24 protein-coding genes are annotated in these 22,896 nt (G+C 31.8%); 5 read left to right on the top strand and 19 right to left on the bottom strand.

The annotated features are described in order from the left end of the window. Nucleotides 1-69: 69 nt before the first annotated feature. The 7 genes from phoU to P3U32_RS06200 all read right to left on the bottom strand — a co-directional run bounded on the left by phoU (nt 70) and on the right by P3U32_RS06200 (nt 7,440). Nucleotides 70-717, bottom strand: a complete 648-nt coding sequence (phoU, locus tag P3U32_RS06230) for a phosphate signaling complex protein PhoU (protein ID WP_323704749.1) — start codon at nt 715-717, stop codon at nt 70-72. A 1-nt stretch (nt 718) separates the two neighbouring features. Continuing rightward, on the bottom strand, nt 719-1,558 hold the full coding sequence (gene pstB / locus P3U32_RS06225; RefSeq protein WP_416361238.1) for a phosphate ABC transporter ATP-binding protein PstB: 840 nt from the start codon (nt 1,556-1,558) through the stop codon (nt 719-721). A 28-nt stretch (nt 1,559-1,586) separates the two neighbouring features. After that, nucleotides 1,587-2,489, bottom strand: a complete 903-nt coding sequence (gene pstA / locus P3U32_RS06220; protein WP_323704748.1) for a phosphate ABC transporter permease PstA — start codon at nt 2,487-2,489, stop codon at nt 1,587-1,589. A 1-nt stretch (nt 2,490) separates the two neighbouring features. Continuing rightward, a complete protein-coding gene (gene pstC, locus P3U32_RS06215) occupies nt 2,491-3,420 on the bottom strand; it encodes a phosphate ABC transporter permease subunit PstC (protein WP_323704747.1) in 930 nt (309 codons plus the stop codon). A 66-nt stretch (nt 3,421-3,486) separates the two neighbouring features. Next, nucleotides 3,487-4,437 carry a PstS family phosphate ABC transporter substrate-binding protein gene (locus P3U32_RS06210; RefSeq protein WP_323704746.1) on the bottom strand — a complete coding sequence of 317 codons (951 nt, stop codon included), beginning with the start codon at nt 4,435-4,437 and terminating at the stop codon, nt 3,487-3,489. A gap of 216 nt (nt 4,438-4,653) precedes the next feature. Beyond that, nucleotides 4,654-6,699 (bottom strand): peptidoglycan D,D-transpeptidase FtsI family protein, encoded by a 2,046-nt coding sequence (locus P3U32_RS06205; protein ID WP_323704745.1) that lies wholly within the window; start codon nt 6,697-6,699, stop codon nt 4,654-4,656. A 138-nt stretch (nt 6,700-6,837) separates the two neighbouring features. Then, nucleotides 6,838-7,440, bottom strand: coding sequence for a superoxide dismutase (locus P3U32_RS06200; protein WP_323704744.1), 603 nt, complete (start codon nt 7,438-7,440; stop codon nt 6,838-6,840). Nucleotides 7,441-7,604: 164 nt separating this feature from the next. On the opposite strand from P3U32_RS06200, the gene P3U32_RS06195 reads away from it, so the two are divergent. Genes P3U32_RS06195 through P3U32_RS06185 form a run of 3 tightly spaced genes read left to right on the top strand, consistent with a single transcriptional unit; the run spans nt 7,605 to nt 10,069 of the window. After that, nucleotides 7,605-8,357 (top strand): DUF1189 family protein, encoded by a 753-nt coding sequence (locus P3U32_RS06195; protein WP_323704743.1) that lies wholly within the window; start codon nt 7,605-7,607, stop codon nt 8,355-8,357. A 41-nt stretch (nt 8,358-8,398) separates the two neighbouring features. Further along, nucleotides 8,399-9,490, top strand: coding sequence for a flavodoxin-dependent (E)-4-hydroxy-3-methylbut-2-enyl-diphosphate synthase (ispG, locus tag P3U32_RS06190; protein ID WP_323704848.1), 1,092 nt, complete (start codon nt 8,399-8,401; stop codon nt 9,488-9,490). Nucleotides 9,491-9,505: 15 nt separating this feature from the next. Then, nucleotides 9,506-10,069 (top strand): hypothetical protein, encoded by a 564-nt coding sequence (locus P3U32_RS06185; protein ID WP_323704742.1) that lies wholly within the window; start codon nt 9,506-9,508, stop codon nt 10,067-10,069. 43 nt (nt 10,070-10,112) lie between these two features. On the opposite strand, the gene P3U32_RS06180 is transcribed toward P3U32_RS06185, so the two are convergent. Further along, a complete protein-coding gene (locus P3U32_RS06180; protein ID WP_323704741.1) occupies nt 10,113-10,526 on the bottom strand; it encodes a Fur family transcriptional regulator in 414 nt (137 codons plus the stop codon). After that, nucleotides 10,489-11,370 (bottom strand): metal ABC transporter permease, encoded by an 882-nt coding sequence (locus tag P3U32_RS06175; RefSeq protein ID WP_323704740.1) that lies wholly within the window; start codon nt 11,368-11,370, stop codon nt 10,489-10,491. The genes P3U32_RS06180 and P3U32_RS06175 overlap by 38 nt, the downstream gene beginning before the upstream one ends. A gap of 392 nt (nt 11,371-11,762) precedes the next feature. Between P3U32_RS06175 and P3U32_RS06170 the strand changes: the two genes are divergently transcribed. Continuing rightward, the gene (locus P3U32_RS06170; protein WP_323704739.1) at nt 11,763-12,656 is read left to right on the top strand and encodes a sulfite exporter TauE/SafE family protein; all 894 of its coding nucleotides are present in this window, start codon (nt 11,763-11,765) and stop codon (nt 12,654-12,656) included. 100 nt (nt 12,657-12,756) lie between these two features. Here the strand turns inward: P3U32_RS06170 and P3U32_RS06165 are convergent, their stop codons facing one another. The 3 genes from P3U32_RS06165 to P3U32_RS06155 form a co-directional block, all read right to left on the bottom strand. Continuing rightward, nucleotides 12,757-13,557: a metal ABC transporter ATP-binding protein gene (locus P3U32_RS06165; RefSeq protein WP_323704738.1), complete on the bottom strand. Its 801-nt coding sequence runs from the start codon at nt 13,555-13,557 to the stop codon at nt 12,757-12,759. Nucleotides 13,558-13,674: 117 nt separating this feature from the next. Then, nucleotides 13,675-14,565 carry a deoxyribonuclease IV gene (locus tag P3U32_RS06160; protein WP_323704737.1) on the bottom strand — a complete coding sequence of 297 codons (891 nt, stop codon included), beginning with the start codon at nt 14,563-14,565 and terminating at the stop codon, nt 13,675-13,677. 9 nt (nt 14,566-14,574) lie between these two features. After that, entirely contained in the window at nt 14,575-15,909 is a 1,335-nt protein-coding gene (locus tag P3U32_RS06155) for a DEAD/DEAH box helicase (protein ID WP_323704736.1), read from the bottom strand. Nucleotides 15,910-16,057: 148 nt separating this feature from the next. Between P3U32_RS06155 and P3U32_RS06150 the strand changes: the two genes are divergently transcribed. Then, nucleotides 16,058-17,029, top strand: coding sequence for a 4-hydroxy-3-methylbut-2-enyl diphosphate reductase (locus P3U32_RS06150; RefSeq protein ID WP_323704735.1), 972 nt, complete (start codon nt 16,058-16,060; stop codon nt 17,027-17,029). A gap of 157 nt (nt 17,030-17,186) precedes the next feature. Here P3U32_RS06150 and P3U32_RS06145 read toward each other — a convergent pair whose 3' ends face one another. The 7 genes from P3U32_RS06145 to dnaG form a co-directional block, all read right to left on the bottom strand. Next, nucleotides 17,187-17,363: a type II toxin-antitoxin system RelE family toxin gene (locus tag P3U32_RS06145; protein ID WP_323704734.1), complete on the bottom strand. Its 177-nt coding sequence runs from the start codon at nt 17,361-17,363 to the stop codon at nt 17,187-17,189. After that, nucleotides 17,348-17,575 (bottom strand): type II toxin-antitoxin system RelB family antitoxin, encoded by a 228-nt coding sequence (gene relB, locus P3U32_RS06140; protein WP_323704733.1) that lies wholly within the window; start codon nt 17,573-17,575, stop codon nt 17,348-17,350. Before relB ends, P3U32_RS06145 begins: the two co-directional genes overlap by 16 nt. 142 nt (nt 17,576-17,717) lie before the next feature. Continuing rightward, the gene (locus P3U32_RS06135) at nt 17,718-18,809 is read right to left on the bottom strand and encodes a Nif3-like dinuclear metal center hexameric protein (RefSeq protein WP_323704731.1); all 1,092 of its coding nucleotides are present in this window, start codon (nt 18,807-18,809) and stop codon (nt 17,718-17,720) included. Beyond that, complete coding sequence (locus tag P3U32_RS06130; RefSeq protein ID WP_323704730.1) at nt 18,806-19,474, bottom strand: tRNA (adenine(22)-N(1))-methyltransferase; 669 nt, start codon at nt 19,472-19,474, stop codon at nt 18,806-18,808. Before P3U32_RS06130 ends, P3U32_RS06135 begins: the two co-directional genes overlap by 4 nt. Nucleotides 19,475-19,528: 54 nt before the next feature. After that, complete coding sequence (locus tag P3U32_RS06125; RefSeq protein ID WP_323704729.1) at nt 19,529-19,882, bottom strand: c-type cytochrome; 354 nt, start codon at nt 19,880-19,882, stop codon at nt 19,529-19,531. A gap of 102 nt (nt 19,883-19,984) precedes the next feature. Further along, nucleotides 19,985-21,091, bottom strand: a complete 1,107-nt coding sequence (gene rpoD, locus P3U32_RS06120) for an RNA polymerase sigma factor RpoD (RefSeq protein ID WP_323704728.1) — start codon at nt 21,089-21,091, stop codon at nt 19,985-19,987. 26 nt (nt 21,092-21,117) lie between these two features. Continuing rightward, on the bottom strand, nt 21,118-22,890 hold the full coding sequence (dnaG, locus tag P3U32_RS06115) for a DNA primase (protein ID WP_323704727.1): 1,773 nt from the start codon (nt 22,888-22,890) through the stop codon (nt 21,118-21,120). Between the last annotated feature and the right edge of the window lie 6 nt (nt 22,891-22,896).

Here is a 22,896-nt window from a genome sequence, read left to right as displayed (position 1 = left end):
CCTCCTATTCTTATTTCAATTAATATACGACCTTATTATAATACCATCTATGACTGTATAATTCCAGTACTATTTTTCAATAGGTTCATAGTGTTCGCCCGTAATATAATAATAACAGCTTTCACTGACATTTGTAATATGATCGCCTATTCTTTCTAAATAACGTGCAGCTAATTGTGCTTGTGTAGAAATAAACGGATCATTATCAATTAAATACGATGAATTACTGATTTCTCTGTATAGATCATCAATATCATCATCTCTTTCAATGATTTCTTTTATCAACAAAATATCTTTTTTATTAACCGCTGTTTCTAGGTCTCTTAACATTAACATGGCTAGTTTACCCATCGTTTTCAAACGCATCGTAATAAAGTAATCTGTTACTTTAGTTCTTTTACGAATTTGAGCAATGTTAGTAGCGTTATCAGCCATACGTTCTAATTCGGATGCAATTTTCAATGCAGAAATCATCACGCGTAAATCTGTAGCCATAGGTTGTTGTTTAGTAATGAGCATTACTACCTTTTCATTAATATCAACTTCCATTTGATTAATTTTTTTATCATAAGCAATGAGTGATCTAGCATTATCTTTATCTTCATCACTTAATACCGTTACGGATTGTTCAATCATATGATAGACTTCTTTACCCAGTTTAAACAAGTCATCAATAAGTGATTTTAATTCACCTTCATATTTCTCTCTTATAACCATATTATCCGAATCTCCCTGAAATATAGTCTTCTGTTTTCTTATCAGCTGGGTTAGAGAAGATTTTATCTGTATTATCATATTCATTTACATAACCATTTAAGAAGAATGCTGTTTTATCAGAAATTCTTGCCGCTTGTTGCATGTTATGCGTCACAATAATGATTGAGTATTTTGTTTTTAGTTCTTGAACAAGTTCTTCAACTTTTAAAGTTGAAATAGGATCTAATGCAGAAGTAGGCTCATCCATTAATATAACATCTGGTTCAATTGCTAAACAACGTGCGATACATATTCTTTGTTGTTGTCCACCAGATAAACCATATGCATTCTTATCAAGACGATCTTTACATTCATCCCAAATTGCTGCACCTTTTAATGAACGTTCAACAATTTCATCTAAAACTTTTTTATCAGTTATACCATGAATTCTCGGACCGTACGTTATATTATCATAAATTGATTTTGGAAATGGATTTGGCTTTTGGAATACCATTCCAACATTTGTACGTAATTCTTCAACGCTATACTTCTTGTCAAAAATATTTTTATCTCTATATAAGATTTCACCAGAAGTTTTAACACTTGGAATTAATTCGATCATTCTATTTAGTGTTTTAATGTATGTGGATTTACCACAACCTGAAGGACCAATAATAGCTGTCACTTCATTTTCTGCAATATCTAAATTGATATTTTTCAAAGCATGGAAATCTCCATACCATAAATCTAAGTTATTCGTTTTATAAACAATATTTTTATCTTCAGTTATAATTTTATTTGTTGATTCAGTTTCGTTTGAAGAAATATTTTGAGATAAATCTCTCATTTTTAATTCTGTCATAATGATGACCCCTCTTCATTTTGATTTTTTATAATTTTCTTTGATATTTATTTCTAATGTATATCGCAATTGAGTTCATTAATATTAAGATAATAAGCAACACGATGATTGCAGCAGATGAAACATTTTGGAAATCTGCTTGCGGTAATTTAGCCCAATTGTATATTTGCATTGGTAAGGCTTGGAATGATTCAAATATACTGTTTGGTGTTTTCATTAAAATTGCTGGAATACCTATTACTACTAATGGTGCTGTTTCACCAAGTGCTCTAGATAATGCCAATATAGTACCCGTTAAAATACCTGGTATCGAAGCTGGTAAAACAATATTTTTAATTGTTTGCCATTTCGTTCCACCTAATCCTAATGATGCTTCTCTAATTGATGAAGGAACAGCCTTAATCGCTTCCTGACTCGCAACGATAATAATTGGTAGAATCATAAGTGACATCGTTAATGCCGCTGCTATTACTGTCTTACCTAATGATAAATTTTCAAATCCAGCACCACGAACAAATATCGTTAATCCGAGTAAACCAAACACAACTGAAGGTACGCCGGCTAAGTTAGAAATATTAACTCTAATAAATTTTGTGAGCCAATTTTCTTTAGCATATTCAACCATATAGATTGCTGTACCAACACCTAAAATAATGGATATAGGCGCAATCGTCATCATCAGCCATAATGTTCCTATTAGTGCACCTTTAATACCTGCACTACTTGGTGTTGTTGATGAAAAATTCGTGAAGAATTCAAGGTTTAAATATGGTATACCTTTACTAAATATGTCAAAGAGTAAAATAGCAAGTACAACTAAACCTATTAATGTACACGCAAAAAATATTGATTTAATGACTTTATTCTTCGTCAGTCTTTTTGGTAATTTCTTTTGGACTACTTTTTGATTAATTAAATTTGTTTCTGACATATTAATACTCCTCTCTAAAGCGTTTAGTAACCCATTGAGAGATAATATTCATAATGAATGTGAATATGAACAATGTGAATCCAACCGCATATATACTGTAATAAATATCAGATCCATATGTTGCATCACCTGTTGCAACTTGAACGATAAATCCGGTCATCGTTTGTATAGATCCTATCAAACTAAAGCTTGAATCTGGCGTACTACCTGCAGCTAATGAAACAATCATCGTTTCTCCAATTGCTCTTGAAATTGCAAGAACAACGGAAGCTATAATTCCAGATAATGCTGCTGGGAATACGATTTTTGTAGCTAATTCAAATTTAGTTGCACCTAATCCAAGTGCACCTTCTTTAATTGATTCAGGTACTGAACTCATAGCATCTTCACTCATACTTGTAATCATTGGAATAATCATGACCCCCACGACTAATCCAGGACTAATTGAGTTAAAACTACCTAAGTCAGGGAATATACCTCTTAAAATTGGTGTAACGAAAGTTAAAGCAAAGAAACCATATACAATCGTTGGAATACCCGCCAATATCTCTAATATTGGTTTGATGATTCTTCTAGATCTATCTGAAGCGTATTCGCTCAAATATAATGCCGCACCTAATCCAACTGGAACTGCAAATATTGTAGCAACGGCAGTTACTTTTAAAGTACCTAAAACTAAAGCGAATATACCGTACTTAGGATCAGATGAGAATGGTGCCCAATCTTTTGTAAATAAAAATTCTAATGGATTAACTCTTGTGAAAAATGTTGCTGTTTCTGTAATTAAAGTAAATAAAATCCCGATAGTAGTAAGTACAGAAACAGATGCAATAATGAGTAATATAATTGGTACTGCCTTGTCAGCGAGTACTTTTCCTTTATTCTTATTATTCCGTTTTATAAGTTCCTGTACTGAAGATTGTTCTTTCATACAAATAACTCCTTCATTTTGAAAAAGGGCGACATGTGTGCGCCCTTTGCATTGTTAGATTGATGATTATTTTTTAAGTTTCTTTAATTCTTCTTTATCTTTTTTGTATTCACTATCATTTAATGGTACATAGCCAGCGTCTTTAGAAGCTTTAGGCGCTTTGTCTACCACAAATTCCATGAAACCGTGGAAGGCTTTGTTATCCTCTAAAGATTTGTTTTTAGCGTATACGAACAATGGTCTACTTAAAGCATAAGAGCCATCTTTAACTGATTTTTCACTTGGTTTAACAGCTTTACCGTCTTCACCTTTAATTTTCACTGCTTTTAGTGAATCTTTATTTTCTTGGTAGAAGTTATAACCAAAGAATCCTACTGAATCTTTGTTATCTTGTACAGATTTAACAATGACATTTGTGTCAGCGTTTTTCTCAGATTGAAGATCTTTCTTGTCCATTACTTCTTCACTGAAGAAATCATAAGTTCCGTGAGATTGGTCTGGTGAAAATGCTTTGATTTTTTTAGCTGGGAATTTTGGATTTACATCTTTCCAAGTTTTCGCTTTACCGCTATAAATTTTAGCAAGTTCATCCATGCTCAACTCATTAACAAATTTATTATCTTTATTGACTGCAACTGTTAAGCCATCTTGTGCGACTTTAAAAGCTGTGTAGTCTATTTTTTCTTTTTTCAACTTTTCTTCTTCTTCTGGTTTAATTTCTCTTGATGCATTTGCAAAGTCTGTTTCACCGGCGATGAATTTTTCAAATCCTCCACCTGTACCTGATACCCCGATAGATACTGAAACGTCTGGTTGTTCAGAAGAAAATTCTTCATTAATCTTCTCCATTACAGGTGCTACTGTTGATGACCCGTCACCTTTAACTTCACCGCTTAATTTATCTCCTGAAGATTTAGTATCCCCTGAATTTGCTTTTTCAGCTGCGCCTCCACAAGCTCCTAATAATAGTACTGAACTTAGTGCAGTCGTTGAACCGATTATTTGCCATTTTTTCATGTTAAATCCTCCTAATTAATAACGCCTTAATCTTTATTACACCTTAACTTTACAATTACTTTATTAATTACGAATTAAGCAATTGTAAAGTTTTCGTTAACATGTAATGTAAGCGTTTAATTTAGCGGTTTTATAGGGATGCTTGTGATCATTTTTCTGTAAATAATAAAAAAACACAGCAAATGGTATGACCATTTGCTGTGTTTGAATCAATAATTACTTTTTATCTTTAAAGTAATAGTTAATTATATCTCTACCTAGATCTCCACCTGGTAACCAAGGTTCTGGTACTGGTTGGTTAGTATAAGTAATAGAGAATGATAGTTCTGGATTTTTAGCAGGTGCATATCCAATGTATGTTGAATTTACTTTTGGTTTGCCATCTTTAAATACTTCGGCTGTACCTGTTTTACCTGCTGATCTTACAACTGTATCTTTAAAGCTTGTATAACCTGTTCCTTCTGGTTTATTAAATGCCATGTCAAAGCCTTTTTGTACTTCTTTAATTTCTGAGTCACTATTATTCACTTTATTCATGACTTCACCTTTGAATGACTTTTTAATTGGTCCAAGTGAATCTTCGTTTGTTGAATTTCTTATTTCTTTTGCTAAATGTGGTTTTAATCTATAACCATCATTAGCGATTGTTGCAACGTATTGTGAAAGCTGTATTGGCGTATAAGTATCAAACTGACCTATCGCTAAATCAATATAGTTACCTGGATTATCTTTGATTGTTTCAATTTGTCCAGCTGATTCGTTTGGTAAATCAACACCTGTTTTAACACCAAGACCAACTTGATTTAAGCCTTTACGTAATTTAATACCTGCTTGCTCAACATCACTTGGTAATGACATTCCACTATTATATGGTGTTCCAGCTAATAAGAGTGCTGTTTTATACATATATACGTTTGATGAATGCATCAGTGCTTCTGCATCTGTTATCGTTTTCTTACCATCTTGGTTGAAGTAAGATCGTTTAGTCAATCCACCATTAAATTTCAATGGCTCATCGACCATCGTATCGCCAACTTTTAATACGCCGTTTTGATAGCCTGTTAGTAATGTTGCACCTTTAACAGATGAACCAACCGTGTATTGACTTGTGAAGTTTCCAATGTGATCATCAGTGATGTCACCATCTTTATCGATATCACGTCCGGCCATTGCTAATATATCTCCATTTCGAGGATCTTGTACAACAACCATCACTCTATCCATATCAGTTGCACCTTCAGCTCTAAGTGATTCTATATGTTTATCTATATATTCTTCGACCTTTTTCTGCAAATCAATATCTATTGTTAATACTAAGTCGTTCCCTCTAGAACCTTCCGATACAACTTCAGAACTTGTGATTTTTCCTGATTTATCTGTGACATATTTCATTTTTTTCTTAGAGCCACGTAATATATCTTCATATTGATATTCTAAATATGATTTACCGACTCTATCATTTCTAGAGTAGCCTTTTGCTAAGTAATCATTGACTAACTCTTTAGGTAATCCTTCTTCTTTACTTGAAACAGTTCCAAATAAAGTTCTTAAAGTGTTTCCATATGGATAACGTCTATCCCAGTCCATTGTTGTATTTACACCAGGTAATTCTGATAAATGTTGAGATACAGCTGCGTATTCATCATTCTTAACGCCATCATTTTTAATTACGACTGGACTCATTTGTGAACCGGCATTCATTTCTCTAAAAATAGCCAATACTTGCATATCTTTTTTAGTTAATTTATCTGTATATTTAGATGTTACTTTCTTATACAACGATTTATCATAATCATCTTGGCTAATATTTCCGTCAGAGAATAGTGCTTGCTCATCTTTCATTAATTTTTGAACTTTGTCTGGATTTTTTATGATCCAATAATCTTGCTTATCTCGATCTGTAACTTTGGATGTATCCATTTTCATCAAGTGTGATAATTTTTCAGCTATCTCTAAAATCTCATCTTGACCCGTTCTTCTGTCCCTCGTATATGTAATTGCTTTTTTCGATTCATTATCAACTAATACTTTACCATTGCGATCATAAATACGACCTCTTGGCACAGATTCATTAACTGTAATGGATTCAGTACTATCAATCGTTCTCTTATACTCGTCGCCTTTAACAATCTGTAAATAGCCTAACCTCATAATCAGAACAGAAAACAAAATCACTACAACAGCTAATATGAGACTAACTCTTTTGTTCATTAAAAGGCGAAATGCTTCTTCTTTAGATTTCTTTTTTACTCGTTTCAACAACTAAACCTACCTTTTTAACTCTATTCTAATAATTTCATCATATATGATTATAAGAAACATTGCTATTGATAATGTGATTTTTTATAAAAAAAGGACGACTTCTATTTAAAGAAGCCATCCAATATCAAAAAGTTTGAATTATTTAGCAGCTTGGTATAATTCGTTTACTTTTTCCCAATTTACAACATTCCAGAATGCATTGATATAATCTGGACGTTTGTTTTGGTAATTTAAGTAGTATGCATGTTCCCAAACGTCTAATCCTAATACAGGTAATTTACCTTCAGAAATAGGATTGTCTTGGTTTGGTGTTGAAACGATAGCTAATTCACCATTATCAACAACTAACCATGCCCAACCTGAACCGAAACGACCAGCAGCCGCTGCAGCAAATTCTTCTTTGAATTTATCTAATGAACCGAATGTTGAAGCAATCGCGTCAACTACTTCACCAGCTGGTTCAACAGCGTTTGGAGTTAATAGTTCCCAGAATAATGAGTGATTATAATGTCCACCACCATTGTTTTGCACTGCAGTACGAATATCATCTGGAACTGAATTTAAGTTCTTAACGATTTCTTCGATAGATTTACTTTCTAAATCTGTACCTTTTACTGCATCGTTTAATTTTGTTACATAAGTGTTATGGTGTTTCGTATGATGAATCTCCATAGTTTCTTTATCGATGTGTGGTTCTAATGCATCATACGCATATGGTAATTTTGGTAATTCAAAAGCCATAATAAATCATCCTCCTCATTTGTTTTACATACCTATCTTATCAAGATTAAAGTTGTATAACAAACAATTTGTTTAATTTGTATTTCAAAAATTTTATTTTGCATTATATCATGTTGCAACTCTACAAATTTATCCTTATTATGAATACATAAAGAGGTGAAATCATGCAGTATATAAACACTTTAAAACGATTATTTAATCATCCAAGTAAGTATCCAATGTTTAGAATTACGAAATTAAGATATATTTTTCTACATATGCTGTTGCTTAGTGTCATTTTAATCCTACCAAATTCAATACAATACATACAAGTTACAAAACATTTATCAACGTTAGTTCATGAACACGTAGATGAAATTCCAGATTTTAAAATAAAAGATAACAAGATGGATTTAACCCATAATAAAACAATCCAACTCAATGACGCTCAATCAATGGTATTTACGCAATCCAATCAACACAAAATGAGCGACAAACATCTCGTTATTTTCAAACCTGATCATATAGAATTATCAAATTATAACAATCATACAAACATCAGTTATGGTTCGCTTTCATCCATAATACAAAACAAACAAGATTTAATCTCATTTATAGGAACAATAAATGCTTCAAAATATTTCTTTTTAGCAATTATCATACTGTTCCTTTTATTCATTCAATTTATAAGTATTTCATTTAAAATCAGTATCCTTGCCTTTATCGGTCACATTATTAGCAAATGCTTTAATAGAAAAACTAGATTCATGACTTGGTTAAAAATGATTACTTTTGTTATAACCCTTCCTACTTTAGTCTTATTGTTAGGAATAGTTACGTCGAATGCTTTATTAATGATTCTCTCTTGGTGTATAATTATTATTGCAATACTTACATTGATTATTTATTTACCAAAAGGAAAACAGCAATCCAATTAAATATATAATGTTTTTTATAAAGGAGTCTTATCATGGCAGAAATTACTCATCGTACTAATACTAGACCCGTTAAAGTTGGCGATTTAACTATTGGCGGTTCAGATGAAGTCGTTATTCAAAGTATGACAACAACTAAAACTTATGATGTTGAAGCAACTGTAGCAGAAATTAAGAGATTAGAAGAAGCTGGTTGCCAAATTGTACGTGTTGCATGTCCAAACGAAGAAGATGCTTATGCAATTAAAGATATCAAAGAACAAATTAATATACCTTTAGTTGTTGATATCCATTTCAATTATAAATTAGCATTAATCGCTATTGAAAATGGAGCAGATAAGATTCGTATTAATCCTGGAAATATTGGAAGAAGAGAAAAAGTAGAAGCAGTAGTCAATGCATGTAAAGAAAAAGGTATCCCTATCAGAATAGGTGTTAATGCTGGTTCATTAGAAAAGCATATCATTAGAAAATATGGTTATCCGACTGCTGATGGCATGGTTGAAAGTGCCCTACATCACATTAAAATATTAGAAGATTTGGATTTCCATGATATTATCGTTTCAATGAAAGCAAGTGATGTCAATCTTGCTATTGAAGCATATACGAAAGCAGCTCAAGCATTTGATTACCCACTACATTTAGGTATTACTGAAAGTGGTACATTATTTAATGGTACGGTCAAATCCTCAGCAGGTTTAGGCGCAATTTTAAGCCTTGGTATTGGTAATACTTGTCGCATTTCACTTTCAGCAGATCCTGTTGAAGAAGTTAAAGTAGCCAAATCATTGCTGAAAGCATTCGGTTTAGCAAGTAATGCTGCTACGTTAATTGCATGTCCTACTTGCGGAAGAATAGAAATTGATTTAATATCTATCGCAAATGAAGTTGAGGACTATATTTCTAAGCTTCAAGTTCCATTAAAAGTAGCTGTACTAGGTTGTGCTGTAAATGGCCCTGGAGAAGCACGTGAAGCAGATATAGGTATTGCTGGTGCCCGTGGCGAAGGATTGCTATTTATGAAAGGCAAAACAGTACGAAAAGTACCAGAAGACACGATGGTAGATGAATTAAAACTCGAAATAGATAAGCTTGCATCTGAAATGGAAAAAAATAAAGAAAATCAACAAGCATAAAGCAAAGGTGATATTATGAATCAAAAACCAAGACTAGGTATAGATATTGATGGAACAGTTACATGTCCAAAAACATTCGTACCCTATTTACAAAGAGATTTCAATCAACAATTAAAATATGAAGATATAGTTGAGTATAATTTAGCAAATGTATTAGATTGTAACGAAGAAGATGTATTTAATTGGTTTAAAACAAACGAATCATACATTTATCAGCACTCACCTGTTGCTAAAGGTGCTAAAGAAATATTAAATCAACTGCAACAAGATTATGAACTATATTACATTAGTGCGCGACACAACTATTTAGAAGATATTACTAAAGAATGGTTTTCAAAACATGATATTCCATTTGATCAAATCACTTTAACAGGTAGTCATGATAAATTAGAAGTAACTAAACATCAAAATATCGATATATTCTTTGAAGATAAATTAGATAATGCTGAAGATATTAATCAACAACTTAATATCCCTGTATTTTTATTCGACACACCTTACAATCAAAAAACATTAAATGATGGCATTCATCGTATAAATAATTGGTATGATGTTTCAAACATTTTAGCTAAACTATAAAAAACGTTATTGTTACACTTTAATGTGTAACAATAACGTTTTTTTATACTGTCTTACAATTTTCACAATAGCCATAAACTTCTAACTTATGCGCTTTAATTTCTACATTTGGAATCTGTTGTTGTATTGAATCCATTGGACAAAAATCTATTACTTTTGTCGTCCCACATGATTCACAAATAAAATGATGATGATGATGACTTTGACACGAAATACGGAATTTCATTTCTCCATCTATTTCTGTACTTTCAATAATGTTTAAATCTTTAAACAAGTATAAATTACGATATATCGTATCAAATGATAAACCTGCATAATCATCCTTTAATGCTTCTTGTATGAATTTAGCTGAAATATATTTATCTTCATTTATAAATAATGAAATTATGTCTCGTCTTTTATTTGTATATTTATGACCATCATTTTTCAAAATTTGAATTGCTTCCTCCACTTTCAAGATGATAGCCTCCTTTTTTAATCAATAGTTTACTATATGCAATACTTCCTAATAGCTCTATAATCAATAATCCTACTATAATACCACCCGGTGAGATATTCAAATAGAACGATAAGATCAGACCAATAATCACTGAAATTTCTCCAAAAATAATACTTAAAGCAATCAATTGTTTGAATCCTTTTGCTAATCTCATACTCGTAGCAACTGGTAAAGTCATTAAACTACTAACCAGTAAAATTCCCACTACTCTCATTGAAGCCGATATGACTAAAGCAACGATGACAATGAATACTAATTGTATCCATTTTGGCATGCCGATGACTTTTGAATATTCTTCATCAAATGATAATACAAACAAGGATTTATACAATGTAATTACAAAAACAAGTACGATAATCGTAATTACGATTATTGTAAATAAGTCACTTAAATTGACTGCACTAATTGATCCGAATAAATAACCAAATAAATCTTGATTAAATCCATTAGCCAATGAAATGAATATGACACTTACACCAACGCCTCCACTCATAATAATTGGAATAGCAATTTCTTGATAATGTTTATATTCAGTTCTTAATTCTTCTATTAATAATGCCCCTGCAATTGAAAATATAATACCAAACCAAATGGGATTGACTGAAGCAAATATGGGACTGACACTTACTAAAAATAATCCCATAGATATGCCACCTAAAGTGACGTGACTTAATGCGTCAGCAATTAAAGATAATCTACGAACAACGATAAAGGCACCGATTAATGGTGCAATAAAACCTACTAACACACCACTTATAAAAGAATACCTGATAAAGTCAAAGTTTAAAAACGCCTCTACCATTAATATAACACTCCTTTGATTAGGAGCTGTTTATTACTTAGCTTATTTAATTTATTATTTAACATCTCGAATCTCCTATTATTTTATACTTTTCATAAAAATACGCATTTTTTCTCACTTATAGTAGTTTAAATCGTATTCATTCCTAAATCAACTACTTATGCTCAAAAATAATAATTCATTAAAATCTATATTGACAATGTCATTCTATTAATATATTATTAATTACCATAATTACATTTATCTAATAATTCACATTATTAAATACATTGATCATTTTTAAATTTGATTTGTGTTTATTTTTTTACCCCTTATTCCGAGTAAACAAATCAGTTTAATATACTAATTAGATATCCGTACGACAAATACATAATAATAAGGAGCAGGATAAAATGAGAAAAATTATTATTTTTGCACTTGCAGGATTTTTAGCACAACTTGTAGATGGTTCACTTGGTATGGGATTTGGTGCATCATCCTCATCCGTCTTACTAACATTTGGCGTAGCACCAGCAATCGCATCAGCAACGATTCATTTTTCAGAAATATTAACAACCGCCGCTTCAGGTGCTTCACATCTTAAATTTAAAAATGTACATAAACCTTCAGTATTAAAGTTAGCAATACCTGGTGCTATTACAGCATTTATTGGCGCTTCGTTTTTAAGTAATATTCATAGTGAAAATATAAAACCTTTCATCTCTCTGTTCTTACTTTCGTTAGGTGTTTATATAATTTATCAATTTATCGTTAAAAATACTAAAACGCAACAATCTGTAAAAGGCGTAAAACCAATTTCTAACTTAATCTTAATACCACAAGCTGCGCTTGCAGGATTTTTAGATTCAGTTGGCGGCGGTGGCTGGGGTCCAGTAAATACACCATTACTATTAGCTTCAAAAAAATTAGAACCAAGATATGTTATCGGAACAGTATCAGCAAGTGAGTTTTTTGTTACTATCTCCGCTTCACTTGGATTCCTCATTTTTCTCGACTGGAGTTCAATTAATTGGTTATTAGTTATTTCATTAAGTGTTGGTGGTGTTTTAGCCGCTCCTCTATCTGCTTGGTTAGTTAAATCTTTACCATTGAATGTATTAGCAGTTGGTGTCGGTGGTTTAATCATTTTCACAAACATCAATGTATTACTTGGTATATTTATTGAAAGCAGTTTAGCAATCAGTATTATCAAATCATTAGTTGTTATTGCTTGGATTTCATTAGTCATAACTGTATTTATTAAACAAAAACGTTTATCCATTAAACAATCTAACGTTAATGCTTAATCACCATTAAAAATGGGAGCAGGACAGAAACCTAATTTATAAAAAGTGGCTGAGACATCATATTATGTTTCAGCCACTTTTCTTATTTTATTTAAATCATTTATATACTGTTTTCTACGAGTTGTTCCTGACAACAGTCTCTGTCATGTTGATGATCAACAAATTGAACTGGATGTCCATAAATTTTAGAAATAGATACTTCATCTAATGATTTAAATGATTCGCTCGTACCATGGAAATGGATATGTTGATTTAAACAAGCTACTTTACTTGCTGTATCTGCAACTACACCGATGTCATGCGTTACGAGGATAATCGTAATACCTTCTTCTTTTAATTGTGTTAATAATTGATAAAACTCTGATACGTGCCTTGCATCTATACCTACTGTAGGTTCATCTAAAATTAAAATGCTTGGCTTTGAAATTAGTGCTCTTGCTATAAAGGTTCTTTGTTGTTGTCCCCCTGATAATTGAGCAATGTTTTCATATTTTAAATTGCTAATATTGAGTCTTTCCAATATTTCATCTACTTTTGCTTCATCTTCTTTATTAAACCATTTGATTAAACTTTTGTTTTTAGTTAAACCGCTCATGACAACTTCTTTCACAGTTGCTGGGAATCCAGAGCTAAACGCATTTGATTTTTGTGATACGTAACTGATTTTCTCCCAGAATTTATATTGGTTAATTTTTTCGCCACTGATGAAGATGTCGCCTTTTTGTAATGGTAATAAGCCAAGTATCAGTTTCAATAATGTAGATTTTCCTGATCCATTCGGACCGACTATTGCTAGGAAATCGCCTTTATAGATTTGTATATCAATATGGCTAAGTGCCAATTTATTTGGATAACTATAGCTAATGTCTTTTAATTCAAATATTGGTGTTTCTTTTTCCACGTATATCACCTCGTCAATAGAATACTATACAATGAATTAAACAAAATGTAAATAGTAATGCTTACGAATAAAAAAGAGGCTGGGACATAATAAATTGTCTCAGCCTCATCTAGTTTATTATTGATTAAAGATTTTATCTTTTAATTCAGGATCAAAAGTTCCATTTTTAATCATTTCAATTTCATATTTATATGGTGCTTTTTTATTCTTTTTATCATCGCCTACATATGGCGTTTCTAAAATTTTTGGCACTTCTTTAAATGCTTCGTGATTTACAATATAGTGTAAAGCGTCGAATCCAATTGATCCAAAGCCAATGTTCTCATGTCTATCTTTTCTAGCGCCTTGTGGGTTCTTACTATCATTGACATGTAGAACTTTAATTCTATCAATACCTACAATTTTATCGAACTCATTTAATACGCCATCAAAGTCTTCTCTCACATTATATCCAGCGTCATTCGTATGACATGTATCAAAACATACAGATAATCTTTCGTTATTATCTACACCATCTATAATTTGAGCAATTTCTTCAAATGTTTTACCACATTCAGAACCTTTACCTGCCATTGTTTCTAAAGCGATTCTTACATCATTATTGTTTGTTAATACTTCGTTTAGGCCTTCGATTATTTTTTGAATACCTTTCTCTTCCCCAGCGCCTACATGTGCACCTGGATGGAGTACAATATCTTTCGCACCTAACGCTTCAGTACGTTCAATTTCAGATTGTAAAAATTCTACACCTAGATTAAAGACTTCTGGTTTTGTTGTATTAGCGATATTAATAATATATGGCGCATGTACAACAATATTAGATAAACCATATTCTTTCATAGCGGCTTTACCATTTTCTATATTTAAATCTTCAATCTTCTTACGTCTCGTATTTTGAGGCGCACCTGTGTAAATCATAAATGTTGAAGCATTATAACTCGCCGCTTCTTCTGCTGCTTGAAGCAACATTTTCTTCCCACTCATAGAAACATGTGATCCGATTAACATATATGACACCTATCCTTTTCTGCTTTGTCTTTTAGTTCTCTTAGAATGAGCTTTCTTTTCTTTAAACTTCATCTCATCTAATTCTCTCTTGAATTTCTTTTTATAACCAGGTTTAACTTTGTTTTTATTTTTTCTTTTAATCTTTTGTTTTAAATCATTTTCGATATTATCTTCTTTTTTAACACGTCTTGTACGTTTTTGACGATCTTTAATCTCAACGAATTCGTCATTTTTAATATCAACGTGTTTAAATTTGTAATTATTCTTCTCAATTTGCGTGATTAAATTATCTTCATCTGGCGTATATAAAGTAATCGCAATTCCTTTATAGTCACCTCGACCAGTTCTACCAACTCTATGTGTAAAGAAATCAATTTCTTTAGGTAAATCATAATTGATAACATGACTTACACCTTCAATATCTATACCACGAGAAGCTAAATCACTTGCAACTACAAATTCAAAATCTAATTGTTTGATACGTTTCATTTGTTGCGTTCTTTCTCTTGGTGATAATCCACCATGAATAACACCAACTTTATATCCTTCTTCAGAAAGATGAGCGACTAATTCATCTGCTCTTTCTCTACTATTTGCAAAAATAATTGCTAAATATGGATTAATCACTTTCATTACACGTAATATTTTTGCTTTCTTTTCTTCACCTTTAGTAGGTATTAAATAGAAATCAATATTATCTTTATTAGAAGTTGCCGTTTCAATTTCAACAAATTCAGGATTACTCAAGTATTTGTTTAAAAATGGATGTAGTGCTTTTGGAATTGTTGCACTAAATACTGAAATTTGTGCAGATGCATCTAAACGACTTGCAATGCTATCTACTTTTGGCATAAACCCTAGATCAATCATTAAATCTGCTTCATCTATAACTACTGATTTAGCAAGATGAAGGTCTAATGCTTTTTCCACTGCCATGTCATCAATTCTATTCGGTGTACCTACAATCACTTGTGGTGTGTTTTTAGATTTATCAATATCTCTTGATTTATCTGTTCCACCGATGTACAGGCTTACTTTAACACCTTGTTTAAACTGTGCTAAATGTGAAGCTGCATCATATAACTGTTTTGCCAATTCTCTCGTTGGCGCCAAAATAATTACTTGTGGTTCTTTAAGTTCAACATCTATTTTATCAAATAATGGTAATAAGAATGAATGTGATTTACCAGTACCTGTTTGAGATTGTCCTATAATATTAGACCCTTTTTTAATTTTTGGTATAACTCTTCTTTGTACTTCTGTCGGCTGATTAAAATGCAAATCTTTAACCGCGTCTACTAATACATTTTCTAATTGAAAATGTTCAAACGGATGCTTTGTCATAAGCGACCCTCCTCGTTTCTTTTTCACTTCATACATTATATAGTAAATGTTTACAATATGATAGGTTTTATAGTTTATTTTGAATTTTAATTTAGTTTCATTCATTCTTGCCAGTTGTTATAATAGGTATAAATAAGGAGGGCTATTAATGGAAATTATAAAAATTACCCCTAGAGGCTATTGTTATGGTGTTGTCGATGCAATGGTCATAGCAAGAAATGCTTCTATGGATAAGTCTCTACCTCGACCGATATATATTTTAGGTATGATTGTCCATAACAAACACGTTACTGATGCCTTCGAATCAGACGGTATCATTACTTTAGATGGCCCTAACAGGCTTGAAATATTAGAACAAATCAATAGCGGTACCGTGATATTTACCGCACATGGTGTATCACCTGAAGTTAAAAAACGCGCAAAAGAAAAAGGACTTGTCTGCATAGATGCAACTTGTCCAGATGTAGAAAATACACATCAATTAATTAGAAATGTTAAAGCTGATGGTTATCACGTTATTTATATAGGTAAAAAAGGACACCCCGAACCAGAAGGCGCTGTCGGAGTAGCACCTGATATCGTTCATTTAGTACAAACGTTAGAAGATATCGAAGCGCTACCACCTTCATTAAAAGACAAAAAATTAATCGTAACGAATCAAACGACTATGTCACAGTGGGATGTAAAACATTTGATAGATGAATTGAGTGACAAATATCCTCATATAGAAGTACATGAAGAAATTTGCTTAGCCACTCAAGTAAGACAAGAAGCAGTAGCAAATCAAGCTACACAAGCAGATTTACTAATTGTCGTTGGCGATCCAAAAAGTAATAACTCTAATAGACTTGCACAAGTTTCTAAAGAAATCGCACATACAAATGCCTATCGTATATCCGATTTGAGTGAATTAAAATTAGAATGGCTACAAAATGTAAATACAGTAGCTGTGACAGCTGGTGCATCAACACCAACGTTGATTGTTAAAGAAGTTATTGATTATATTAAGAACTTTGATCCAGTGAACATCACTCAATCTGAATTAAAGAGCAATGTCCCATTAGAAAAAATACTACCAAAAATCAAATCACCAAAACCTGTAGAAATTATGAAAGATTAAGTGGTAATTTAATAGCTGAAAAGATAGGCTTTCATAATATAATGAAAGGCTATTTTTTCATATAAATTTTACCTCTTAATCCAACATCTATTGCCAGAACAATACATTCATCATCCTGGATATTAACAATCACTCTATATTTACCTATCCTATATCTTCACATTCCAGAAAACTCACCTTGCAATGCTTTTCCATGTTGCCTTGGATTTTCTGTATTATGAATGTGATTGAATAACCACTTTAATATTATATCTCTTGAAAGTTTGTCTAGCTTACTTAGAGATTTATTTGCTTTTTTAGTGAAATTTAGTGCATAATTCATTTTACTTTCCATTGTTTCATTACCTCTTCAATTGAAACAGTGTCGTTGCTTGATTTTTGATATTCTTTAAATGCAATATCTCCAACTTTAGAATCATAAATATCTTCAAGTTCATCAATAGTATAATCTTTTATCAATTTACTTAAACTTATACCTAAGAATTCAGACATATATTCTAGGAACTTTTTTTCATCATCGCTAACACATATTGTAATTGTAGCCATAAATGATTCCTCCCTAATAGATTATTTACAGTAACTTTACCACATTTATATACACATTATGTATTCAAAATACTAAATAAGGCTGAGACATTACATTATGTCCCAGCCTTATTTCATATTAAATTATATAGACAACTTTTACTTACATATATTCGTAAGGATCTGTATTAATTTTTGATGATTGTATATTAATAGGTTCAGCTATCCATGTTTTTAATAAGTTTTTTAGTCCGTCTTTCATAACGTATTCACTATAGTGATTAACATCTAAAATATTAATGCCATCCATTTTAGCATCTAATGCTTCATGGTGTTTAACATCGCCAGTTAAAAATAAATCAGCTTGTTTATTCTTAGCTAATTGTGCATATTCTACTGCTGCTCCACCAACGATGGCTACTGTTTTAATACTTTGTTTTAAATCACCTATATATCTAACTGCAGGCATTTGTAATTTCTCTTTAAACTCTGCTACAAATGATTGTATTGATTGTTCATTGTCTAATTCACCTATGATACCAAGTCCAGTTGGTGCTGATTTTTTCATTTCTATACAGTCATACACTGGTTCTTCATATGGATGATAGTCATTGATTAATTTTTTCACTAATTGTATCTCATGGGATTCAACCATAAATTCTAATTTAGTTTCATATACTATTTCTGTCTCATTTGCTTGTCCGATATGTGGTTGTGCATGTTCAGATGGTTTAAATTGTCCTTTACCTTGTGATTGAAAGAACACTTCACTATATTCATTTGTTTGTGCCAATTGATGTTGGTTAAAGATAGATTTCATCTTTTCCACATCTTTATCAGGTACGAAGATTTGTACTTTATAATATGGAATTTCTTGTTCTTCTAGTAAACGCATATGTTTAAGTCCAATGTGTTGACCTATCATATAACTTACACCTTGTGGATGAACATCAAGATTCGTGTGTAAAGCGATTAAATTAATGTCATGTTGAATGAGTTTCTTAATAATCGGACCATAACTATCGTCAGTGATATTTTTAACGCCTTTAAATATAAGTGGATGATGTGCAACAATTGTATTGATACCTTGTTCGATTGCTTCATCTACAACTTCCATTGTGCAATCTAACGCAGTTAAAATGCCACTTGCCTCAATTTCTTTTGATCCAATCAACAATCCAACATTATCCCAAGATTCACTACTAGCAAATGGGACTTTTTCATCTAAAGTATTCAATAATTCTCGAATAATCATGCTAACACCTCTTTAATTTGTTGAATCTGCAAATTAATTTCATGATATCTTGTTTGATCATCATGATTTTCAAGTTGTTTACTTATTTTCTCTAAAGATTCTAATTCCCTATTCCATTTTTCTGCAAACAATTCATTTTTATTTTTCAATAAAATTGGACCGAATTTCATTTCTTTATCTGTTAATTGCATGTTCCCTTTTTTAGCAACAATAATTTCATAGATATGTTTTTTCTCTTTAATTATACATTCATCTTCAATTTTATATTCTAACTTTTGAAGGTTTTCCCTAATTGGCAACGCATGTATATTGGCTTGCAGTATTAAGTCTGGGAAATGGGTTAATTTACTTTTACCTTCATCAATGATTTGTGCAATTAATGGGCCACCCATTCCACAAATCGTGATGACATCAACAGTTTCATCGACAACTTCTAAGCCATCGCCTAGTTTCACTTCAATTTGATCAGATAACGCATAATTTTTAGTATTTTGTTGTGCTGCTAAAAATGGACCTTTTACAACTTCTCCAGCAATAGCAGTATTAATCAATTGATTTTGTATTGCGTAAATCGGTAAATATGCATGATCTGATCCTATATCAGCTAATTTACGATGGTTAAGATATTCACTCACTTTAGTTAAACGCTTATTCAAATGGATCATTATATATTCCTTTCATTAAAAAAATCTTTTGCAATTGCAAAAGATTTTTTTGTATTATTTAGCTCCGTCTTTTAAGTACTTTACAAGTGTGTCTAAATCTTTATCTGAAATAGTAGCTTCATCATGGGCAGGCATTGAGCCTTTACCATCACGGATGATTTTTTTCATATCATCTGCCCCTTTAGATGAACCGGCTAATTTAGGTCCCATTCCACCTTCAAGATTTTGTCCGTGACAACTTGTACAATTGTCTTTAGCAAAAGTAGCTGCATCAAACTTTTCAGTTTTAGCACCGCTACCTCCTTCTTTTTCATCTTCTTTGTTAGCACCGTGTGCTGACATGAAGAAAATTAATCCTACACCGAGTAATAATATTAAGACAAACGGAATAACAGGATTACGATTCATTCATACAACCTCCCTTTTGTTAAACCTTCATACACTTATATTTTATATTAAAACAAGGCATTGTCAAAGGCTTTTTGGGATATTAATATGAAGTTTTGAACATTAGTCCATGAAATCTTTTAAACGCTTACTTCTAGATGGATGTCTCAACTTGCGTAATGCTTTTGCTTCTATTTGACGAATACGTTCTCTAGTCACGCCGAACACTTTTCCTACTTCTTCAAGCGTTCTTGTTCTTCCATCATCTAAACCAAATCTTAATCTTAAAACATTCTCTTCTCTATCTGTTAATGTATCTAATACATCTTCTAATTGTTCTTTCAATAATTCATAAGCCGCATGATCAGATGGACTTTGCGCATCTTGATCTTCGATGAAATCACCTAAATGACTGTCATCTTCTTCACCAATTGGTGTTTCTAATGATACTGGCTCTTGTGCAATTTTTAGGATTTCGCGAACTTTTTCAGGTGGTAAATCCATTTCTTCACCGATTTCTTCTGGTGAAGGATCTCTACCTAAATCTTGTAGTAATTGACGTTGTACACGAATAAGTTTATTAATTGTTTCTACCATATGCACTGGGATACGGATTGTACGTGCTTGGTCAGCAATTGCTCTTGTAATTGCTTGACGAATCCACCAAGTTGCATAAGTAGAAAATTTAAATCCTTTGTTAAAGTCGAATTTTTCAACGGCTTTAATAAGACCCATATTACCTTCTTGAATAAGGTCTAAGAATAACATTCCTCTACCTACATAACGTTTTGCAATACTTACAACAAGTCGTAAGTTTGCTTCAGCAAGGCGTGATTTTGCAACTTCATCACCTTGTTCGATTCGTTTAGCCAATTCAATTTCTTCTTGAGCTGATAATAAGTTCACACGCCCAATTTCTTTCAAATACATTCTAACTGGGTCATTTATTTTCACACCTGGAGGAGCACTTAAGTCATTTAAATTTAATTTATCATTTGTATCCGTAGAATCTTTTTCGTTGATAAGATTGATTTCGTTATCGTTAATTTGATCAAAGAAATCATCCATTTGATCTGAGTCTAATTCAAAGTTTTGCAATTTATCTGCAATTTCTTCATGACTCAAGTGTCCTGCTTTTTTACCTTGTTCAATTAATTGAACTTTTACTTGTTCTACAGTAAGTATTGCTTCATTAGCACTATTAATTTTATTTAATTCTTTATCAGACATGAATAGGCCTCCCGGGTTATTAACTCTTACATTCTATTTCGATTATATTGCACAATTTCTTGTAAATATTTGCTTTGCAAGTCTTTATCTCCTGCACGTATTGCATAATTTAATTGTTCATTTAAATATTCGATTGTTTGTTCTTCACGTTCATTTGGACTGATGATTCGAATATAATCTTCCATTTCTTCCGACTCGGGTTCATCATTAAGTAACAATGAATCTAAATACATTACTGATTCCATAATGTGATGGTCTTCAATATAACTAGAAAAATCACTAATATTGAAGGCATCATTATTCTTATAATACCCGTTTAAACGTGAAAAAATCACTCTATTATTCAATGAAGTAAAATCTTCTTGATTAATCCTAGAATGATATTCTAAAAATAACTGTTTATGATTCATAAAATGTTTCAACAACGCTTGCTCTGCTCTGCCGATTTTATCTACTTTTTTTTCCTTAAATTCTGGAACGATATAATCATAATCAGCATTATTTTGAACAATATTCGGTGTAAGTCGATTTTTTAGACTGTTAACATCTACTTTATACAAATCAGCTACTTGTTGCAATACCTTTTTTCTTAAAAATTCAGATCGGACCAGATTTATGTCTTGAACTAATTCTTCTAAATGTTGTTCGTGCTTTAAATCATTGTTTTCGTTGGCATAATAAAGATGTTGCGCTTTGAATGCAACATATGATTGTTTTTGTCCATCTACAAACGATTTAAATGCTTCATTTCCGTTCTGTGTTATATAGTCATCTGGGTCCATTTGCTTAGGAAGATTCACAACATAAACATTTAATCCCTCATTAAGAAGGGTCTTACCAACGTTTATTGCTGCTTCTTGACCTGCGAAATCTCCATCATACAGTAAAGTAACATTAGATGCCAGTTTTTTGACCATAACTATATGTTCTTTTGATAATGCTGTACCCATTGTAGCGACAACTTGTTTGATATCAGCTTCTGAAGATTTAATCACATCCATAAATCCTTCTAAGAGAATCACTTCATCATTTTGTCTAATAAATTTACGCGCACGGTCAATGTTATATAACATTTTTCTCTTTTGGAATATTGGCGTTTCTGGACTATTTAAATACTTCGGTGATTGGTCAGTGTATGTTCTTCCTGAAAAACCAACTGTCTTACCTTGGAAATTTAACAGTGGAAACATGATTCTATCTCTAAATCGGTCATAATAATCAAATGTTTCATCATTTCTACTTAACAAACCAGCTTCGTATGATAAAACTGCATCATAACCATTTTTCTCGAGGAAATCATGTGTAAACTTAGGTTGATTGGGTGCATATCCTATTTTTCTATCATTTATAAGTTCGTCAGTAAAGCCTCTTGACCTTAAATAATTTAAGGCCGCTTCACCTTCTTCTGTATGTTTCAATATATAATGAAAATTATTTGCCATTAACTCGTGCATATCAATCATCTTAATATGATCGTCAACCATGCCTTCAGTTGGAGCGGTTTGTTGTTTTTCAACATGAATGTTAACTTTCTCGCCTAATTCACTTACAGCGTCTATAAAAGAAACACCTTTAATCTCTTGAATAAACTGAAAAACATTACCGCCTTTTTTACAACCAAAACAATGACAGATTTGTTTATCTTCTGATACAGAAAATGATGGTGTCTTTTCATCATGAAATGGACATAAACCGATGTAATTGCGGCCTCTTTTTTCCAATTTCACATATTCACTCACAACGTCTAATATGTCATTTTTCTCTCTAATTTCATTTATTGTTTCTTGTTCTATTCGCATTATTTC

It is taken from the genome of Mammaliicoccus sp. Dog046, assembly GCF_034039665.1.
Taxonomy (GTDB): Bacteria; Bacillota; Bacilli; order Staphylococcales; family Staphylococcaceae; genus Mammaliicoccus.
The sequence above is the reverse complement of the archived record's forward strand: the minus strand, read 5'-3'. Positions and strand labels throughout refer to the sequence as shown.

Coding starts and splice junctions, on each gene's coding strand:
- P3U32_RS06170 (WP_323704739.1), top strand. CDS start 11,763: ATGAGAAAAATTATTATTTTTGCACTTGCAGGATTTTTAGCACAACTT.
- P3U32_RS06150 (WP_323704735.1), top strand. CDS start 16,058: ATGGAAATTATAAAAATTACCCCTAGAGGCTATTGTTATGGTGTTGTC.
- pstA (WP_323704748.1), bottom strand. CDS start 2,489: ATGTCAGAAACAAATTTAATTAATCAAAAAGTAGTCCAAAAGAAATTA.
- P3U32_RS06175 (WP_323704740.1), bottom strand. CDS start 11,370: ATGGTAGAGGCGTTTTTAAACTTTGACTTTATCAGGTATTCTTTTATA.
- pstC (WP_323704747.1), bottom strand. CDS start 3,420: ATGAAAGAACAATCTTCAGTACAGGAACTTATAAAACGGAATAATAAG.
- P3U32_RS06125 (WP_323704729.1), bottom strand. CDS start 19,882: ATGAATCGTAATCCTGTTATTCCGTTTGTCTTAATATTATTACTCGGT.
- P3U32_RS06135 (WP_323704731.1), bottom strand. CDS start 18,809: ATGATTATTCGAGAATTATTGAATACTTTAGATGAAAAAGTCCCATTT.
- rpoD (WP_323704728.1), bottom strand. CDS start 21,091: ATGTCTGATAAAGAATTAAATAAAATTAATAGTGCTAATGAAGCAATA.
- P3U32_RS06160 (WP_323704737.1), bottom strand. CDS start 14,565: ATGTTAATCGGATCACATGTTTCTATGAGTGGGAAGAAAATGTTGCTT.
- P3U32_RS06195 (WP_323704743.1), top strand. CDS start 7,605: ATGCAGTATATAAACACTTTAAAACGATTATTTAATCATCCAAGTAAG.
- relB (WP_323704733.1), bottom strand. CDS start 17,575: ATGGCTACAATTACAATATGTGTTAGCGATGATGAAAAAAAGTTCCTA.
- P3U32_RS06145 (WP_323704734.1), bottom strand. CDS start 17,363: ATGGAAAGTAAAATGAATTATGCACTAAATTTCACTAAAAAAGCAAAT.
- phoU (WP_323704749.1), bottom strand. CDS start 717: ATGGTTATAAGAGAGAAATATGAAGGTGAATTAAAATCACTTATTGAT.
- P3U32_RS06210 (WP_323704746.1), bottom strand. CDS start 4,437: ATGAAAAAATGGCAAATAATCGGTTCAACGACTGCACTAAGTTCAGTA.
- dnaG (WP_323704727.1), bottom strand. CDS start 22,890: ATGCGAATAGAACAAGAAACAATAAATGAAATTAGAGAGAAAAATGAC.
- pstB (WP_416361238.1), bottom strand. CDS start 1,558: ATGACAGAATTAAAAATGAGAGATTTATCTCAAAATATTTCTTCAAAC.
- P3U32_RS06200 (WP_323704744.1), bottom strand. CDS start 7,440: ATGGCTTTTGAATTACCAAAATTACCATATGCGTATGATGCATTAGAA.
- P3U32_RS06155 (WP_323704736.1), bottom strand. CDS start 15,909: ATGACAAAGCATCCGTTTGAACATTTTCAATTAGAAAATGTATTAGTA.
- P3U32_RS06185 (WP_323704742.1), top strand. CDS start 9,506: ATGAATCAAAAACCAAGACTAGGTATAGATATTGATGGAACAGTTACA.
- P3U32_RS06130 (WP_323704730.1), bottom strand. CDS start 19,474: ATGATCCATTTGAATAAGCGTTTAACTAAAGTGAGTGAATATCTTAAC.